This is a genomic window from Paenibacillus sp. S29, assembly GCF_049319765.1.
GTDB classification, from domain to species: Bacteria; Bacillota; Bacilli; order Paenibacillales; family Paenibacillaceae; genus Paenibacillus; species Paenibacillus polymyxa_B.
Genome location: NZ_JBMOUI010000001.1, coordinates 534429 through 549867, shown reverse-complemented (window position 1 = coordinate 549867; position 15439 = coordinate 534429). Strand labels below are relative to the sequence as shown.

The window sequence follows — 15439 nt, the reverse complement described above, 5'->3', positions numbered from 1 at the left end:
ATTCTGGAAAAAAAGAACATATTCCGCTATTTTCATGCCTTGCTTTTTCATTACATAAAAAAACAAGGTTTTACTAATACCCTAACTGCCATCATACCACTGATTAAAACAAGTATACAAGCGTTTTTTGTACTTGATGACCATTGTACTCTAACTGATTCAGCCAGCTATACATGTATGGTTCTTTTGTTTACCATTGTTAACAATATGACGCGATGTTATTCGACAATTCCCGCAGAGACACAGTCATAAGGTCATATAACCCGCCTACTTCATGTTAAAACAAATTCTAGAGCATCTGGCTCCAAGAGATGTAGCTCAACAGGAACCCAGAAACCAACTGTCCCAAGATTATAGCAAGAAACAAGTGCAGCAATCTGCCCTGCGGTCCTTTGGGTTGCCGAATTAACAAATCCAGCTTTAAGCTCTGTAAAGCCCACCAAGCTAACGCTATACAGATAAGCGACACGATCATGGAGATCAGCGCGGTCATACTCGCCGATTGACTTAGCTGTTCAGCCAATTGCTGTTTCCCGTTCAATCATAATTCCTCCCATCTGCGTCACAGACTTCTTTATAATACTCGGCGAACGCCTAATATGCCAGTGCTATTTCTGCTTTTAGGACATTTATTTCGACAAAATGTGATTAATCACTTCTGTTTCGTGAATTTAAAAGGTACTAAATACCTAGCAACCGGGCAAGAAATAGGACTGTACATTTGGTAATAACAGCTAAAAAAGGGCCCGATCACAGTGATCGAAGGAAGCAAGGTTCTCCCTCACCTTCTACCGGACATTCTTTGGCAGAAGTTATGAAGTGGTCTCCTTGTCGTTCCATCCGTATACTATGCCGAACCCTTTTAAAATTCCACTTAAAATCCAATATTAATTCTTATTGGTTCTGATGCTTGTAGCATTTAAACGGTTAAGCGCCCGTTGCAGAGCTACTTCCGCCCGATGGTGATCTATCTGTTCCTGTTTGCTCTGGAGCCGCAGTTCTGCCCGCTCCCTTGCCGCACGGGCACGCTCCACATCAATTTCTTCGGAACGTTCCGCACTCTCAGCCAAAATGACCACTTTATCCTTGCGGACTTCAAGAAAGCCCCCATTGACCGCGATCACTTCGGTTTGACCACCGATTTTAATGCGTATCGGTGCAATCTTCAAGGGAGTGACCAAGGGAAGGTGTCCGGGTAAAATCCCAAGATCGCCTTCCGAGCCGCGAACACTGATGCTGTTTACCTGTTCTGTATAGACCAGGCGCTCCGGCGTCACAATCTCTAGTAAATACGTGCTCACTTGAATCCCTCCTGGAAGCTGTCCGCAGACAGCTCACTTCGTAAGGCTCGGCTATTCTTTGCCTGTTGTTTACAACGTTTTAGCTTTTTCAACTGCTTCTTCGATGGCTCCTACAAAAAGGAAAGCCGCTTCTGGAAGATGGTCATACTTGCCTTCCAAAATTTCTTTGAAGCTTCGTACAGTTTCTTTAACCGGCACATATTTACCTGGGAAGCCGTTAAATGCTTCGGCAACGTGGAAAGGTTGAGAAAGGAAACGCTGGATTTTACGTGCACGTGCTACCAACATTTTATCTTCTTCACTCAGCTCGTCCATACCCAGGATCGCAATGATATCCTGAAGCTCATTGTAGCGGGCCAAAATTTGTTTTACCCCTTGCGCTACATTGTAATGCTCTTCACCCACAACGTCTGGAGCCAAAATACGGGAGCTTGATGCGAGTGGATCAACCGCCGGGTAAATACCCATTTCGGAAATTTTACGTTCCAGATTCGTTGTAGCATCCAAATGGGCAAACGTCGTAGCAGGAGCCGGGTCAGTGTAGTCATCCGCAGGCACATAGATCGCCTGAATGGAAGTAACAGAACCTTTTTTAGTAGAAGTAATCCGTTCTTGCAATTGACCCATCTCAGTAGCCAGCGTAGGCTGGTAACCTACTGCTGAAGGCATACGTCCCAACAGGGCCGAAACCTCAGAACCCGCTTGAGTAAAGCGGAAAATGTTATCAATAAAGAGCAACACGTCACGGCCTTCTTGGTCACGGAAGTATTCCGCCATCGTCAGACCTGTGAGAGCTACACGCAAACGTGCACCCGGAGGCTCGTTCATTTGTCCGAACACCATCGCTGTTTTGTTGATAACGCCGGAATCTCTCATTTCATGATACAAGTCATTTCCTTCACGTGTGCGTTCACCTACACCCGCAAATACAGAAATACCACCATGCTCCTGAGCGATATTGTTAATCAATTCTTGAATGGTTACGGTTTTACCTACACCAGCACCACCAAACAATCCGACTTTACCACCTTTGGCATAAGGAGCTAGCAAGTCGATAACTTTAATACCTGTTTCGAGCATCTCTGCTTGAGTTGTCAGCTCATCAAAAGAAGGAGCTTGACGGTGAATCGGATTTCTAGCCGTTTCACTCATATCAGCACCATTATCAATTGGCGTTCCAAGTACGTTAAATACGCGTCCAAGAGTAGCTTCGCCGACAGGTACTGAAATAGGTGCTCCCAGATCTATGGCTTCAGCTCCACGAACCAGACCATCTGTGGAAGACATGGCAATACAACGCACACGGTTGTCACCTAGATGTTTTGAAGCTTCGAGCGTCAGGTCAATTTTGACTCCGCTCTCCAGCACAGTCCCAATATGAATGGCATTCAGGATTTCCGGAAGCTGTCCACGTTCGAACTCAACGTCGACAACCGGACCCATGATGCTCACTACGCGTCCTTTGTTCATCTTTTGGTTTCCCTCCTACAAGCTTGCACAGCCGCAAATCCGAACCACTCTGATTTGTTTTGCGCCCGCAATTTATCATAATAGTGTAGACATGCTATAAAACAGTCGCAACAAGCCTGATTAAGACTGAGCGCTTGCCCCTGCAACGATTTCCGTAATTTCCTGGGTAATAGCCGCTTGACGAGCACGGTTATAGGTCAAGGAAAGCTCACCAATTAACTTGGAAGCATTCTTCGTAGCAGATCCCATCGCCGTCATCTTCGCTCCCAGTTCACTAGCTTTACCATCCAGCAAAGCGCCGTAAATGAGCGTTTCCGCGTAACGCGGCAGCAATACTTCCAGCACTCCTTCTGGTGAAGGCTCATACTCATAGTTAATTGAGGATGAAGCTGTAGCTGAATCAGGTGTTGCCATTGGTAACAGACGGTCAACTGTTGGAATTTGAGTCAATGCGTTGACAAAGCGGTTATAGCATAGATAAAGCTCATCAAATTCTTTAAGTTCAAAGCCTTGTACAGCCTTGCTTGCAATTGTTTTGATATCTGCAAAAGCAGGTGTATCTGACAGATCTGTTACCGATTCAGCGATAGGAAATTCACGACGTCTGAAATAATCCCGTCCTTTTCGCCCAATGATGAAAATCACAAATTCATCCTGTGAACGGTGACGTTCAGCAATCGTCTGCGTAACCTGTCGCAAAATATTGGCGTTATAACCACCAGCCAGACCACGATCTGATGTAATGATGAGATAAGCAGTCTTTTTAACCGGACGCGTTTCCAGCATTGGATGCTTGATGTTATTCGCTCCAGAAGCAATGCTACTCACAACTTCCTTAAGCTTTTCCGAGTAAGGACGAGCCGACTCCGCTTTCTCCTGAGCTTTTCTCAGCTTGGATGCAGCGACCATTTCCATCGCTTTCGTGATCTGCTTCGTACTCTGCACACTTTTAATCTGACGTTTAATCTCGCGCATACCTTTTGCCATGATTTCACCACCTTTAAGCTCTAGCAAAGCCAAAGCTAACTTCGTAAGCAATCCCTTAGCTTAGCTTGGACCAAGTCTAAGCACTTCGTAAGATTCAAATCCAGCCGGACATATGTTAAAGGGCCTGTTATAGAGGGTAAAACATGCCAAGGAAGCCAAAACCCGGAGGGCACGCTTCCTTAGGACATCTTTCATCATAAACAGGCAATTCCAATGTATTAAACCGACGTGGCGAATGATTTTTTGAATTTCTCGATAGCCGCCTTCAAAGCCGCTTCGTTATCAGCCACCAAGTCTTTCGTGTCGCGGATAGATTGAAGCACGTCCTGATGGTCAGACACCATGAAAGACAGGAAGTCTTTTTCAAAACGTTTTACATCCGCTACAGGGATATCATCAAGGAAGCCTTTTACAGCAGTATACAAGCTCACTACTTGTTGCTCTACAGCAAGCGGTTGGTTAACGCCCTGTTTCAGAATTTCCATCATGCGTGCGCCGCGATCCAGACGGGCTTTTGTGGATTTATCCAAGTCGGACCCGAATTGGGAGAACGCTTGAAGCTCACGATATTGAGCAAGATCCAGACGCAGGGAACCTGCTACCTTTTTCATCGCTTTAATCTGAGCAGAACCACCTACACGAGATACAGAAATACCTACGTTGATCGCTGGACGTTGCCCTGCATAGAACAAGTCAGCTTCCAGGAAGATCTGTCCATCCGTGATGGAAATAACGTTAGTTGGGATATATGCAGAAACGTCGGAAGCCTGTGTCTCGATGAACGGCAATGCGGTAAGTGATCCGCCGCCCAACTCATCATTCAGCTTCGCTGCACGTTCCAGCAAGCGAGAGTGAAGATAGAAAACGTCACCCGGATAAGCTTCACGACCCGGTGGACGACGCAGCAACAGGGACAGTTCCCGGTAAGCTGACGCTTGTTTAGTCAAGTCATCATAAACAACAAGGACATGCTCGCCTTTGTACATGAAATACTCACCCATGGCGCAGCCAGAGTAAGGAGCAATGTACAGCAATGGTGATGGTTCGGAAGCAGATGCCGTAACGACAATCGTGTATTCCAGCGCACCGTGACGACGCAATGTTTCAACAACTTGAGCTACCGTGGATTGTTTTTGACCAATAGCGACATAAATACACTTCATGCCATTGCCTTTTTGGTTCAAAATTGCATCGATTGCGATAGAAGTTTTACCTGTTTGACGGTCACCGATGATCAACTCACGTTGACCACGACCAATCGGAACCATCGCATCAATAGCTTTAATCCCCGTCTGCATAGGCTCATGTACCGATTTACGGGCCATAACACCTGGAGCCTGACTTTCAACCGGACGGAATTCTGTTGTAGCAATCGGTCCTTTACCGTCTACTGGTTGTCCCAGTGGGTTAACTACACGTCCGATCAGTGCTTCCCCTACAGGGACCTGCATGATCTGACCTGTACGTTTTACTTGACCGCCTTCACGAATGTCGGAGAATTGACCCAAAATAACAACACCGACATTGCTTTCTTCCACGTTGAGCGCCAAGCCCAATACGCCAGTGTCGAATTCAACCAATTCACCGGCCATAACTTTTTCCAGTCCGTAGACGCGGGCAATACCGTCGCCGACTTCAACAACAGTGCCGACTTCAACGACCTCGATATCATTTTTATATTGTTCAATCTGACTTTTAATCAATGAACTGATTTCCTCAGGTTTGATACTCAAGTGTGTTCACCCCTATCTTCTATACTCGTCTGTTAAAGGATTTCTCGAGACGATCCAGCTTGCCGGCCAGACTGCCGTCGTACAGTGTATCGCCGATAACCACTTTCAATCCGCCCAGCAGACTCGGGTCCACTATATTTTCCACACGGATTGTTTTATGTTCACGGGCTCCGAATTGCTCGGCTACCGCTGTTTTTTCCTGATCACTTAAAGCATAAGTCGAATACACCTTTGCATGAGCAAGTCCCAGCTTGTATTCCTGAATATCGAGGTATCCGGCAAGGAGAGATTCGAACAAATCTGCTCTACTACGCTGAATCAACAGCTTGATCGTGTTAATTAGCGAGGCAGACAGCTTGCCTTCAAAACTGTTAGCCAGAACTTGAAGCTTGACCGCTTCCGTAATGTTAGGAGAATTAATGAATTTACGGATTTCAGTATCCCCCGATACAGCCTCTACAAAAGCACGTAGCTCCTGCTCGGTTTCCATAATGGTCTGTTCTTGCTCTGCCACTTCAAACAAAGCTTTCGCATACCGTTTGGCAACTACCGTATCCCGGCTCATGCTTTGCCTCCTACCTCTTTAAGGTATTGGTCGACAAGCTCTCCCTGGACTTGGTCTTCCTTGATTTCCTTTTGAATCAGTTTGGAAGCAATTTGTACCGAAGCTTTACCCACTTCGCTGCGCAGTTCGGCAACCGCCTTATTACGCTCGCTTGTGATTTCACGAACAGCTTCGTCTTTCAGGCGGACAGCTTCGTCTTTAGCCTGAACAATAATTTGCTCCGCTTGCTTGTTACCTGTTTGTTTTGACTGCTCAATAATGTCGTACGCTTCCTTACGTGCCTGCTGGAGAGCCTGCTTTTGCTCCTCAACATAAGCAGCAGCCTGTTCACGCGTCTGTGCCGCTTCATTCATTTGCTGCAATACAAGCTGACGGCGCTTCTCCATAACGGAAAAGAGAGGGCCGAATGCATAACGCGTCAGTAACCAGTACAAGATCAAAAATGCAATGATAGTGAAAACGATACTTGTCCAATTAAAACTCAATTGAAGTCACTCCTTTCCGGTGAACGTCGGTTCTGGATCTTTCATGTTCAAACGAACAAAGAAGGCGCGGATGGCTGTGCCTTCCCCGCCAAACCTTGCTTCCATTCAATTAAGCACCTGCGTAGAAAATGAATGCCAGAACGACCCCGATGATTGGCAGGGCTTCGACCAGACCTACACCGATAAACATTACCGTTTGCAACGTTGCTTTTGCTTCAGGCTGACGAGCGATACCTTCAACTGTTTTACTTACGATCAGACCGTTACCAATACCTGCGCCCAAAGCGCCCAAACCTACTGCGATTGCAGCTGCGATATATGCCCAAACTCCCATTTTAAAAATCCTCCTTAGTGATGTGTATTTGTATTGTACATGTATTTGCAGTTAAGAGCGAAGCGTACTCCTGAACTTAACTAAAAACCGGAAAACAAGCTTGTCTAATGCTCTTCTTCATGCGTGTCAATGGACTGCGAAATGTATACAAACGTCAGAATGGTGAAGACGAACGCTTGAATACTGCCGACAAAAATACTGAATCCTTGCCAGACCACGAGTCCCAATACGGAAGCAACCATACCTCCCACACCAAGTGCTGTCATTTTCAGCAGAACACTGATCAAAACTTCGCCGGCAAAAATATTACCGAATAGACGCATACCATGTGTCAACAGTTTTGAGAACTGCTCAATCAAGTTAATTGGCAAAAAGAATGGAAATGGCTGAACGTAATGCTTGAAGTAAGCTTTGGTATTGCGGAAGATCCCCAGGAAATGAACCAGGACAAAGATCATCAAAGCGAGTCCAATAGATACCCCTGCATCTGCAGTAGGTGATTTCCACCAGCTGATGCCTACATGGGCAGCTTCGCCCGGGTGAGACGCCTGTGCTTGTTCTAATGCTTCTTTGACTGGAATGATTTCATGTCCAAATACTTGGGCACTTTGCGCATTATCGAATTCGGTCACAATCCCGAACGGTAAGCCCAGCATATTCCCGACGAAAATGAACATGATCAGCGTCATCCCCAAGGAGAGGAATGGCTTCCCTTTTTTCAAATCCATCGTGCTGGTAATCAGTCCTTGAACGAATTCAACGACCCATTCCATAAAATTTTGCAGCTTGCTTGGATTGTCCACAGACAAATTGCGCGTTGCAGCAAATGCCAGTCCAAATACAATCGCACAAGTCACAATAAGCATAATAATGACGGACAAGTCAATGTTAAACCCGCCCAATTGGATAATCGGTGATTCATGCAACATGTTTTCTCACCCCTTTCTCAGTTGAGCCATCATTTTTCCTGAAGCGCGAATATGATGCCTATAATTAACAGAAGAAATTGCCCAGTCACCAGGCTTGCCATTACAGCGATCTCATGGAAATAGGCCGGAAATTCTATCGCCAGCACCACTGCCAAAATCGAGGTCCCTAATCGAACGCCAAAGCCAATACCAAACACTCTCTTCTTTCTTTCACCGGCGGCCGCACTCGCAACCTGTCGAATTTTGTAGGCCATATACAGCACATTTAGACAGCTTACTCCCGTTCCCAGAATGATTCCGTGAGCAATGTCACGATGTTGGGGCATGAAGGCGGAGACCAGGAAACACAGAGCCATAATACCAAGCGCTACGATCCATAACATTTTTTGCATACGGGTCATCTCATTCATGGTTATCCCTCAGTACCTTTCCGATCACAAGGGCAATACTTAATGCGCCTACAACCAAGCCTGCGAGAACGCTTACGCCAATCCAAATTCCGGAGCCACCAAGTTTGGCATCAAGCCATTTTCCTGCATAGAAACCACCCAGTGTGCATATCGCCAAATCAATGCCGATCGCGCTCACCAGTCCTATAGCCTTAAAGGCATTTCCGGTGTTATTTCGGTTGTTGTTTTGCTTGGAAGGTTTGACCACTTTTCCATGTCACCCCTGCAATTCCAGTCCATTTTACTTAAATATAAGATGCTTTGTCAATTGAGATATTTTAGTGCCCTAAAGTATAAAATCAAACGACAAAGCATCTTAAATTGCTGTATCCCTTGGTAACCGTACAGTTTAACTGTATGCTTGCCTTGTAAAGAATAATTATATCGGACGAACACCTTTTGTGAACATTGTGTGAAATTCCTCAGGACGTTCAGTTTGAACACCATAATGGTGCAAAATCGCATTGACAATTCTTACTGATGCTTGTCCATCGCCGTAAGGATTCGCTGCCTGACTCATAGATTCGTACAACGCGGAATCTGTCAAAAGTGCCTTAGTCCGATTGTACACGTTCTCTTCACTCGTACCCACCAGTTCCAAGGTGCCCGCTTCAATTCCTTCCGGTCTTTCAGTCGTATCACGCAGCACCAGAACAGGTACTCCGAACGAAGGTGCTTCTTCCTGAAGCCCACCGGAATCCGTAAGGATCAGATGTGTATGTGGATAAAAATTGTGCAGATCCACGACATCCAGCGGATCAATCAGCTTAATACGCGGATGGTTGCCTAAAATCTCAAATGCAGGTTCCTTCACTGCCGGACTTGGATGAACCGGATAAACAATAGCGATATCCTCAAACTCATCCGCAATTCGCTTAACCGCATTAAAAATCTGACGATGCGGTTCCCCTTGAGATTCCCGGCGATGCGCTGTCATAAGAATCAGGCGTTTGCCCTGAGCCCAATCCAGTACAGGGTGCTCGTAATCCTGGCGAACCGTATACTGAAATACATCAGTTACTGTATTGCCTGTAACATATATTCGCGATTCAGGCTTGTTTTCCTTCCGCAAATTTCCAGCCGATAAAGAAGTAGGCGAGAAATGCAGATCAGACAGCACGCCTGTGAGCTGACGGTTCATTTCTTCAGGATATGGAGAAAGCTTGTTCCACGTCCGCAAACCCGCTTCCACATGCCCTACTTCAATCTGCTGCATAAAGGCTGCATAGCTGGCCAGGAAAGTCGTCAGCGTATCACCGTGAACTAACACGATATCGGGCTTGGCCTCACGCAATACAGGCTCCAGACCTTGAAGTACCCGCATCGAGATTTCATTCAGTGTCTGGCGATCCTTCATTACGTCCAGATCATAGTCAGGGTGAATATTGAAAACTTCCAGAACCTGATCAAGCATCTGGCGATGTTGAGCCGTAACGCATACCACGGACTCGATATGCTCCGGGTGACGCTGAAGCTCCAAAATAAGAGGAGCCATCTTAATCGCTTCCGGACGCACACCAAAAATTGTCATCACTTTGATTTTAGACATTTTCTGTTGAACCCCTTTTCATAATAAATGTCCGCTTCACAGGTCTTCCATTATTCAGAAAAACGACCTGTCATAACGTCCATAGATTTTGCCGAACCGCCAAGGGCAGTCTACTTGGTTCCGTACAAGCGGTCTCCCGCGTCACCAAGACCCGGAATGATGTATCCATGATCATCCAGACGCTCGTCCAGTGCAGCGACATAGATGTCTACATCAGGATGCGCATCCTGCACAGCTTTGACTCCTTCAGGAGCAGCAATCAGATTCATCATTTTAATTTGAGTACAGCCTCTCTTTTTCAATACATCAATCGCCGCAATTGCCGAGCCACCCGTTGCAAGCATCGGATCAATCACGATCAATTCGCGCTCAGTTACATCTGTAGGCAGCTTCGTATAGTATTCTACGGGTTGCAGCGTCTCAGGATCGCGGAACAGTCCCACATGGCCTACCTTTGCTGCAGGCAGCAGCTTTACTACGCCATCCAGCATACCCAAGCCTGCACGCAGAATCGGAATAAGACCCAGCATACGTCCTGAAATCACTTTACCTTCTGTCTCAGCAACCGGTGTCTGCACCGTAATGCTTTCCAGCGGGATATCCCGTGTAATTTCATAAGCCATCAATGTTGCTACTTCATCCACCAGCTCGCGGAAATCCTTGGTGTTGGTCCGCACATCGCGGATAAATGTAAGCTTGTGTTGGATCAAAGGGTGATCGCAAACCACCAGTTTCGCCATAATATATTCCCTCCGGTATTATCGTCACGTTCTTTCGCGCCAGCATATCGAACTATCCTGAGTCGAAAGGATCTATGTAACCTATTTGCACAAACCAAATAAGCACAGATGCAATGCGTGCCTGTAAATCCTGTTTATTATAACATTCCCTTGATTGATTTAACACCTGCCGCCGTAACCTTTTGTCAAGGGAAAGATATGACATGTAAAATACTTAATAGGACCGCTTCACGTGTGACTTTCGTCACATAAAACCACATCAAAAAGGCCCTGACGGCACTTGACCGTCAAAGCCTGATGGCTTTAAACTTCCTGCCCATGCTATAGCCTTTGCTTCCTCATGCAGCGGTATTCTTTTATCTATACTTCAAATTGTCCCATGCCTCCTGAAATTGCTGAAGCATTTCGTCCTTCGTGATAACCCCTGCAATATAGGCTTGCATACTACTGCTTAAATCCTGATTTAGCCCTTTCGGGAAGCGTTGAAAGTTCCAACTCCATATCTTGCCTTCCCTCACATGCCGAGATATTTCTGCACCTAGATCACCTGTCGTCTCGTCACTGGACGTGATACTTTTGAAGGCAGGAACAAACTTAAATTCCTTGGTGATATAATGCTTGCCTGTTTCTGATGTGACCAACCAATTGAGGAATTCTTTTGCCTCCTGCTTCACAGGCGAATTTTTATTGATCACCCAGTTCGAGGCCACTCCCACCGCGAGTCTACCTCCTGTGGAGGGATCATTGTCTATAGGCGTAGGCAGAATACCCAAATTCAAGTTAGGATTAATTCCATCCATTTGCGGTTGCGTCCAGTTCCCCTGGTGCATCATAGCAGCCTTACCTGTCGAAAACAGTGTCACTTGTGTATTGTAATCCGTCGTGAGCGGGTTGCGGTTCCCATATTTTATAGTCAGGTCAAGCAACTTCACCCACTGATCGAACACGGGGTTACCGGGGATGCGAGCCATTCCTTTGTTTAAATCCTCAACATAACTTTCCGGGTTCGGCTGTCTGGCAAACGGGATATTGATAAAATGGTTCCCCAGAACCCACCATTCCGCATACCCGTTAGCAAAAGGTATAATCCCTGCCGCTTTCAGTCGCTTGGCTGCTTCCTCCAGTTCATCTATTGTCTGAGGCAGTTTGGTTATGCCCGCTTTTTTAAACAAATCCTTGTTATAAACAAATCCAAATCCTTCTAGGTTCATAGGCTGTCCATAAATCTTACCGTTAACCGTCATCGGCTTACGAGCGAAATCGTCCAGATCCTTCACCCATGGCTGATCCGACAAATCCTCCAAGTACTCCAACCACGTATCCCGATCCTGGTAGCCCTCATTTGTAAAAATGTCCGGCTGATCGCCTGATGCGAATTTAGCCTTCAACGAAGCACCGTAGTCCGTACCACCACCGACAGATTGGATATCCAGCTTGATGCCAGGGTGGGTCTTTTCATATTCAGCCTTCAGCTTGTTTAACGGTTCCGATATCTCTACTTTGAATTGATAAATGTGTATCGTTTTCGTCTCACTCTGTTGAGCCTTCGTATTTCCACAACCTGCAAGTGTACATGCGAACAGCACCATCAAGGAGATGACAAGTAACGCTGTTTTTTTCATCGATTATCTCTCCCTTCAGCCTTTGACCGCGCCGGCTGCAATGCCAGAAACGATGTATTTTTGCATCACCAGAAAAAACACAACAATTGGCGTGATCCCCAACACCAGTGCTGGCAGCGCCAAGTCCCATTGCTTGGTGTACTGACCAAACAACATATAGGTTGCAATCGGAATGGTACGCAGCTCAGGATCATTCAAAATGAGTGAAGGCAACAGATAGTCATTCCAGATCCATAAGGTATTCAAGATAAGCACGGTTACGAACATAGGCAGCAGCAGCGGACAAACGATGCGAAAGAACACCCCGTACCGGGATGAACCGTCCACCCTTGCCGCCTGCTCGATCTCAATAGGTACCGTTTTAATAAAGCCATGAAAAAGAAAAACGGATAAAGGCGCTCCAAAACCCAGATAACATAAGATCAGTCCCGGTATACTGTTGTTCAAGCTCAATACGTTGGACACTTCCATAAGCGGCAACATAATCGATTGAAAGGGAACTACCATCGCAGCCACAAGCAAACCGAACAGGAACCGGTTAAAACGAGTGTCATGCCGAACCATCTGGTAAGCGGCCATCGAGCTGATTAGTAGCAAAAGCGCATTACTGACGATCGTGACAATCAGTGAATTCCCCAGTGCTGTGGGAAAGTTTATTTTATTCCAGGCGTTAGCATAGTTTTCAAAACGGAAGGTTGTCGGCCACGAAGCGGAATGGGCCAAAATGTCGCCAAAGGATTTAACGGAGTTTACGAGCAAAAAATAAAACGGAACCAGAAAGATTAACCCGATCACAATTAGCATTATTTCAGCAGCCCATGTGCCCAAACGATAGTTTGACGTTTTTCCCATTACATTTCAACCTCCTTTTTCTTCGTGAGACGCACCTGAATGCTGGTTATGATTGCAACGACCACAAAGAAAATCATAGCTTTGGCAGTCCCTAATCCAAGTCGATTATTTGTAAACGCTTCATTATATATGTCCAACGCTACAGACTCTGTCGACTTGAAAGGTCCCCCCTTTGTGAGAGCCAAATTCAACTCAAATATTTTAAAGGACCAGGATATCGCCAGGAACAAGCAGACGGTCACCGCTGGCATAATAAGTGGCACTACAATATGACGCAGAATCTGTCTTCGGCTCGCACCGTCGATTTGTGCCGATTCAATAAGGGCATGCGGGACATTATTTAACGAGGATATGTAAATAACCATGAGATAACCTGCATATTGCCACACAAACACAATGACAGTTCCCCAAAAAGCAGTTGGCCCATCACCCAGCCACGGCAGTTTAAAAAAAGAAAGCCCTGTTGCCTCACCTACTGCAGAAAAGCCGCGTACAAATATAAATTGCCAGATAAAGCCGAGCAGCAAGCCGCCAATCATATTGGGCATAAAAAATACAGTTCGCAGTGCATTACGGGTACGCAACGGTTTGGTAAGTGCATAGGCTAGGAAAAAGCCAATCAGGTTCGTCAGAACGACACCACATACGGTAAACCGGACCGTAAACCAGAATGCATTACGAAAATCTGGATCATCCCTAAAAATATGAATGTAATTCCCCAGTCCGAGCCATCGGATATTTTCAGATACTCCATCCCAGTTGGTCATAGAATAATACAGCCCCAGCAGGAACGGAATGACCATAATCAAGACAAAAAACAACGCCATCGGTCCTACAAATACGAGTTGCTGCAAAAATTGCGCGGATTTTCTTTGACTCAATGCAATCACTCCTTTGTCGTAGATCATGAAGGATAGCGCGCATAAACCCTTACTGTAATCGCTTATTACCCAAAAATGTATGTTTCGAGTCGTTCGGAAGCAAAAAAAGACTGTTCTCCTCCGGCTTACGGAAGGAAAACAGCCTATAACATAAAAATTATGAATGTCGATGAATTAGTATTGAGTTCCTGGATAAATCGGGAACTTATCTGTCAACTCGCCAACCGCTTGGCTTGCTTTGGACAATACAGTATCATCTTTCGGGTTTTTAAGGGTTTCAGCAATGATTTTACCGATTTTGACCATAGCCTCTTCATCCATACCACGAGATGTTGCAGCAGGTGTACCAATACGAATTCCGCTTGTTACGAATGGACTGGTCGGGTCAAAAGGAATCGCATTTTTATTGACTGTGATGCCCACGGAATCCAATACATGCTCCGCTTCTTTACCTGTGATATTCAAATTGCGCGTATCCAACAGCATCAGATGGTTATCCGTACCACCGGATACAATGTTAATCCCTTCAGCCAACAGTGTTTCAGCCAGCACCTGTGCGTTGCGAACTACGTTTTGCGCATAGGTTTTGAACGATGGCTGGAGCGCTTCACCCAAAGCAACCGCTTTAGACGCGATCACATGCATCAGTGGCCCCCCTTGAGTACCAGGGAAAATAGCTTTATCAATCGCTTGCGCCCATGCTTTGCGAGTCAGAATCAGACCCCCGCGCGGACCACGCAGCGTTTTGTGTGTTGTTGTTGTTACAAATTGGGCATGCGGAACTGGACTTGGGTGAATTCCCGCTGCCACGAGACCTGCGATATGTGCCATATCCACCATAAACAGAGCGCCTACATCATTGGCAATGGAAGCAAAAGCTTCAAAATCAATAGTACGCGGATATGCACTCGCGCCAGCTACAATCAGACGAGGGCGGTGCTTAAAGGCTGCCTTGCGCACTTCATCGTAGTCGATGCGGAAGTTGTCTTCGCGTACACCGTAAGCAGCAAAGTTATACAACAAGCCGGAAGCGTTAACCGGACTTCCGTGTGTTAAATGGCCACCATGCGCCAAATTCATACCCAGTACAGTATCTCCAGGTTTGAGAGCTGCCAGATACACCGCCATGTTGGCTTGTGCTCCAGAGTGAGGCTGCACGTTAGCATGCTCGGCGCCGAACAATTCTTTTGCGCGGTCACGTGCGATGTCTTCAACGATATCTACATGTTCACAGCCACCATAGTAGCGTTTGTTCGGATAACCTTCAGCATATTTATTCGTCAGCACGGAGCCCATGGCTTCCATTACTGCTTCACTGACAATGTTCTCGGATGCGATTAGCTCGATATTGTGGCGTTGTCGTTTCAGTTCAAGTCCCATTGCTTCCATCACTGCCGGGTCACTTTTACGCAGGTGTTCCATCATGATTGATTACTCCCTCTCCATAGTCAATTGTTGGGTATACAAGCAAACGCCTGCTCCTCTGTTGGGTACCTCATCATCAATGCAAAAAAGATTAGTACAAACATGCCGCCATGCCAA

General features: G+C 46.2%; 17 protein-coding genes. All 17 read right to left on the bottom strand.

Annotation, left to right across the window (positions count from 1 at the left end; translation table 11 throughout):
• Nucleotides 1-289: 289 nt before the first annotated feature.
• The 17 genes from ACL9RM_RS02585 to glyA all read right to left on the bottom strand — a co-directional run bounded on the left by ACL9RM_RS02585 (nucleotide 290) and on the right by glyA (nucleotide 15322).
• The gene (locus ACL9RM_RS02585) at nucleotides 290-541 is read right to left on the bottom strand and encodes a DUF1146 family protein (RefSeq protein ID WP_013373430.1); all 252 of its coding nucleotides are present in this window, start codon (nucleotides 539-541) and stop codon (nucleotides 290-292) included.
• A 346-nt stretch (nucleotides 542-887) separates the two neighbouring features.
• Nucleotides 888-1301: a F0F1 ATP synthase subunit epsilon gene (locus ACL9RM_RS02580; protein WP_013312322.1), complete on the bottom strand. Its 414-nt coding sequence runs from the start codon at nucleotides 1299-1301 to the stop codon at nucleotides 888-890.
• A 69-nt stretch (nucleotides 1302-1370) separates the two neighbouring features.
• The gene (atpD, locus tag ACL9RM_RS02575) at nucleotides 1371-2771 is read right to left on the bottom strand and encodes a F0F1 ATP synthase subunit beta (RefSeq protein ID WP_013312323.1); all 1401 of its coding nucleotides are present in this window, start codon (nucleotides 2769-2771) and stop codon (nucleotides 1371-1373) included.
• 120 nt (nucleotides 2772-2891) lie between these two features.
• Nucleotides 2892-3758, bottom strand: a complete 867-nt coding sequence (gene atpG / locus ACL9RM_RS02570) for an ATP synthase F1 subunit gamma (RefSeq protein WP_039271553.1) — start codon at nucleotides 3756-3758, stop codon at nucleotides 2892-2894.
• Between the two features lie 218 nt (nucleotides 3759-3976).
• Entirely contained in the window at nucleotides 3977-5491 is a 1515-nt protein-coding gene (atpA, locus tag ACL9RM_RS02565) for a F0F1 ATP synthase subunit alpha (protein WP_013312325.1), read from the bottom strand.
• Nucleotides 5492-5510: 19 nt separating this feature from the next.
• Nucleotides 5511-6056: a F0F1 ATP synthase subunit delta gene (locus ACL9RM_RS02560; RefSeq protein WP_250266823.1), complete on the bottom strand. Its 546-nt coding sequence runs from the start codon at nucleotides 6054-6056 to the stop codon at nucleotides 5511-5513.
• Complete coding sequence (gene atpF / locus ACL9RM_RS02555; RefSeq protein ID WP_069290542.1) at nucleotides 6053-6541, bottom strand: F0F1 ATP synthase subunit B; 489 nt, start codon at nucleotides 6539-6541, stop codon at nucleotides 6053-6055. Before atpF ends, ACL9RM_RS02560 begins: the two co-directional genes overlap by 4 nt.
• A 109-nt stretch (nucleotides 6542-6650) precedes the next feature.
• Nucleotides 6651-6875, bottom strand: coding sequence for a F0F1 ATP synthase subunit C (gene atpE, locus ACL9RM_RS02550; RefSeq protein ID WP_007432750.1), 225 nt, complete (start codon nucleotides 6873-6875; stop codon nucleotides 6651-6653).
• Between the two features lie 104 nt (nucleotides 6876-6979).
• On the bottom strand, nucleotides 6980-7804 hold the full coding sequence (gene atpB, locus ACL9RM_RS02545; protein WP_134904311.1) for a F0F1 ATP synthase subunit A: 825 nt from the start codon (nucleotides 7802-7804) through the stop codon (nucleotides 6980-6982).
• Nucleotides 7805-7833: 29 nt separating this feature from the next.
• The gene (locus ACL9RM_RS02540; protein WP_013312329.1) at nucleotides 7834-8214 is read right to left on the bottom strand and encodes an ATP synthase subunit I; all 381 of its coding nucleotides are present in this window, start codon (nucleotides 8212-8214) and stop codon (nucleotides 7834-7836) included.
• Nucleotides 8207-8461 (bottom strand): AtpZ/AtpI family protein, encoded by a 255-nt coding sequence (locus tag ACL9RM_RS02535; RefSeq protein ID WP_023990711.1) that lies wholly within the window; start codon nucleotides 8459-8461, stop codon nucleotides 8207-8209. The genes ACL9RM_RS02540 and ACL9RM_RS02535 overlap by 8 nt, the downstream gene beginning before the upstream one ends.
• A gap of 171 nt (nucleotides 8462-8632) precedes the next feature.
• Nucleotides 8633-9802, bottom strand: a complete 1170-nt coding sequence (gene wecB / locus ACL9RM_RS02530) for a non-hydrolyzing UDP-N-acetylglucosamine 2-epimerase (protein ID WP_061832041.1) — start codon at nucleotides 9800-9802, stop codon at nucleotides 8633-8635.
• Between the two features lie 110 nt (nucleotides 9803-9912).
• The gene (upp, locus tag ACL9RM_RS02525) at nucleotides 9913-10542 is read right to left on the bottom strand and encodes a uracil phosphoribosyltransferase (RefSeq protein WP_013312332.1); all 630 of its coding nucleotides are present in this window, start codon (nucleotides 10540-10542) and stop codon (nucleotides 9913-9915) included.
• Between the two features lie 356 nt (nucleotides 10543-10898).
• Entirely contained in the window at nucleotides 10899-12164 is a 1266-nt protein-coding gene (locus tag ACL9RM_RS02520) for an ABC transporter substrate-binding protein (protein ID WP_250266824.1), read from the bottom strand.
• 15 nt (nucleotides 12165-12179) lie between these two features.
• Nucleotides 12180-13016, bottom strand: coding sequence for a carbohydrate ABC transporter permease (locus ACL9RM_RS02515; protein ID WP_061832038.1), 837 nt, complete (start codon nucleotides 13014-13016; stop codon nucleotides 12180-12182).
• A complete protein-coding gene (locus tag ACL9RM_RS02510; RefSeq protein ID WP_414126180.1) occupies nucleotides 13016-13924 on the bottom strand; it encodes a carbohydrate ABC transporter permease in 909 nt (302 codons plus the stop codon). Before ACL9RM_RS02510 ends, ACL9RM_RS02515 begins: the two co-directional genes overlap by 1 nt.
• Nucleotides 13925-14071: 147 nt before the next feature.
• The gene (gene glyA, locus ACL9RM_RS02505) at nucleotides 14072-15322 is read right to left on the bottom strand and encodes a serine hydroxymethyltransferase (RefSeq protein WP_013312336.1); all 1251 of its coding nucleotides are present in this window, start codon (nucleotides 15320-15322) and stop codon (nucleotides 14072-14074) included.
• Nucleotides 15323-15439: the final 117 nt, after the last annotated feature.